General features: G+C 38.7%; 3 protein-coding genes and 1 pseudogene. All 4 read left to right on the top strand.

What is annotated here, in order from left to right; all coding sequences use genetic code 11:
• Window positions 1–138 precede the first annotated feature (138 nt).
• Window positions 139–552 (top strand): annotated as a pseudogene (locus ACE1AQ_RS18710) (Crp/Fnr family transcriptional regulator); the annotation flags it as partial.
• A gap of 30 nt (window positions 553–582) precedes the next feature.
• Window positions 583–1,221 (top strand): cadmium resistance transporter, encoded by a 639-nt coding sequence (locus tag ACE1AQ_RS18705; protein WP_008207371.1) that lies wholly within the window; start codon window positions 583–585, stop codon window positions 1,219–1,221.
• 6 nt (window positions 1,222–1,227) lie between these two features.
• Entirely contained in the window at window positions 1,228–2,034 is an 807-nt protein-coding gene (locus ACE1AQ_RS18700) for a prohibitin family protein (protein ID WP_374808987.1), read from the top strand.
• Window positions 2,035–2,105: 71 nt separating this feature from the next.
• Window positions 2,106–2,231, top strand: a 126-nt coding sequence (locus ACE1AQ_RS18695; RefSeq protein WP_374808109.1) for a YidH family protein, incomplete at its 3' end; no start/stop codon positions are given.

Raw genomic sequence — 2,231 nt, 5'->3', positions numbered from 1 at the left:
AAAGCCACTCTTAATCGTGTCTTGGAACGAAATAGAGGCTTTTAAAGACTGCGTACATGGAGAATTAAAACAAGAATTACCCTCGAAAAGCCTATTTTTCCACTAAGTATTTATGCTCATTGCAAAGGTGAGATGCTCCCTGGCAGTTTTGTTGGCAAAACCCTAGAGAGAGTCAATCCCTATCAAGTTGAGTGCATTAGTCCTGTGCAAGCAGTTTCCTTTTCCGCAGTTGAGAGTTATCAAATGGCAGAAATTCTGCTGTCTCATCTTCAGCAAGCACAAGAACTAAGTATTATTCGTAGCTACAAACGTACTGATGTTATGGTCCTGAAATTACTGTCATGGTTAGGCAATCAATTTGGTAAACAAACCGGTAACGGACAATTAATTGATGTGCGTTTAACTCATCAGGATATCGCTGACTTATTAGGAACCACTAGAGTCACAATTACCCGCGCACTTAATCATCTTGAACAACAGGGGGCCGTGGAACGTCTTCCCGTCCATCGTCTTCTTTTACGAGAGGAGGAAATCTGGCACTATGAGATTTAGAATGGGAAGGATTATCTCTTTTTTCAATCTATGAATTGGTTAGTAACCCTTTTAATTACTAGCGTGACGAGTTTTGTGGCCACAAATCTTGATGATCTGATGGTGCTAATGTTGTTTTTCTCGCGACTTAATGCTAATTTTCGACCTCGACACCTGATTATTGGTCAATACCTCGGTTTTACCCTGATTCTTCTAGCTAGTTCCCTCGGTTTACTATTTGGGTTACTGGTTTCTAAAGAATGGATTGGTCTATTAGGATTTATTCCTTTGATTATCGGCATTAAACAACTTTTGTCAAGGGAAAATGAAGATTACATTCAAGAAGTAAGAGAAGATGTTAATTATTCTAAAAATCGCTCCTTTTTTCCTCGTTTTCCCTCCCAAACCTATTACGTTGCCGCCGTGACCGTGGCTAATGGTGGTGATAATATTGGTATCTATACCTCTCTTTTTGCCAATAATTCCCCGATGCACGTCTTAATTATCATGATAGTTTTTTATCTCATGATGGGTATTTGGTGCGCCCTAGCCTATTTTTTGATTACCCATCCCAGGATAGCTAAAGTGGTTACAAACTACGGACATAAAATTAGTCCTTTTATCTATATTATTCTAGGAATTTATATCTTAATTGACAGCAAATCCTATCGTTTATTTTTAATTTATTAAACAATAATGCCTAAAAATCGTCTTTTTGCTAGGCCAAGTAATCTCTTTTTTTTGTTATTAATCTTGGCGATTATTTTTAATCCTTTCGTGATTGTTAATGCTGGAGAAAGAGGGGTTTTAATGGTTTTTGGTCAAGTACAGGATAAAATACTTAATGAGGGTATTCACGGGATTATTCCCGTTGTTAACACGGTAAAAAAACTAAGTGTGAGAATCCAAAAACAACAGATAGCGGCCGAAGCTTCCTCCAAAGACCTACAGGAAGTATTTACAGATGTGGCTCTGAATTGGCATATTTTAGCATCAGAAGTTAATACTATTTTTCAACAAATTGGCGATGAAGCGGCTGTCATTGAACGAGTGATCGATCCAGCAGTGGAGGAAATTCTCAAGGCAGTTATGGCTAAATATACCGCCGAAGAATTAATTACTAAACGGGAGGAGGTGAAAGGGGAAGTAGATATTCGTTTGAGCGAAAGACTGAAAAATTATCATATCGGTGTCGATGATATTTCTTTGGTTCATGTCAACTTTTCCGATCGCTTTACCGATGCGGTGGAAGCCAAACAAATTGCCGAACAGGAAGCCAAAAAAGCCGGTTTTATGGTACTGAAAGCCTTGAAAGAATCGGAAGTAAAAATCAATCTGGCTCAAGGAGAGGCGGCAGCTCATCGCATTCTCCAAGATTCCTTAAGTCCAGAAGTTTTACAGAACAAAGCGATCGAAAGATGGGACGGTAAACTTCCGCTATTTATGGATGATAATCTGCTTAAGTCCCTTGAATTGGTTAAAGATAAGCGAAAAACTAGATGATAAAAACAATTTATTAAAACCATAAGAAAGAATACTTGATTTTATTGAACTTCCCTGCGAGGAACTCCTCTATGCTGTTTAAATCCCGAAAGACAAAGCAGAAATTTAACCCCGATTACTGGCGAGATCATTCGGCCAACGAACGTACCTATCTGTCTTGGATGCGTGCCTCGATCGCTTTGATGGGTTTTGGTCTG

This window comes from Microcystis sp. BLCC-F209, assembly GCF_041928595.1.
Taxonomy (GTDB): Bacteria; Cyanobacteriota; Cyanobacteriia; order Cyanobacteriales; family Microcystaceae; genus Microcystis.
This window is presented reverse-complemented; position numbering and strand designations above follow the sequence as displayed.

What these genes read in the sequence shown, in the direction of transcription:
- ACE1AQ_RS18700 (WP_374808987.1), top strand. Translation starts at nt 1,228, where the DNA reads ATGCCTAAAAATCGTCTTTTTGCTAGGCCAAGTAATCTCTTTTTTTTG.
- ACE1AQ_RS18705 (WP_008207371.1), top strand. Translation starts at nt 583, where the DNA reads ATGAATTGGTTAGTAACCCTTTTAATTACTAGCGTGACGAGTTTTGTG.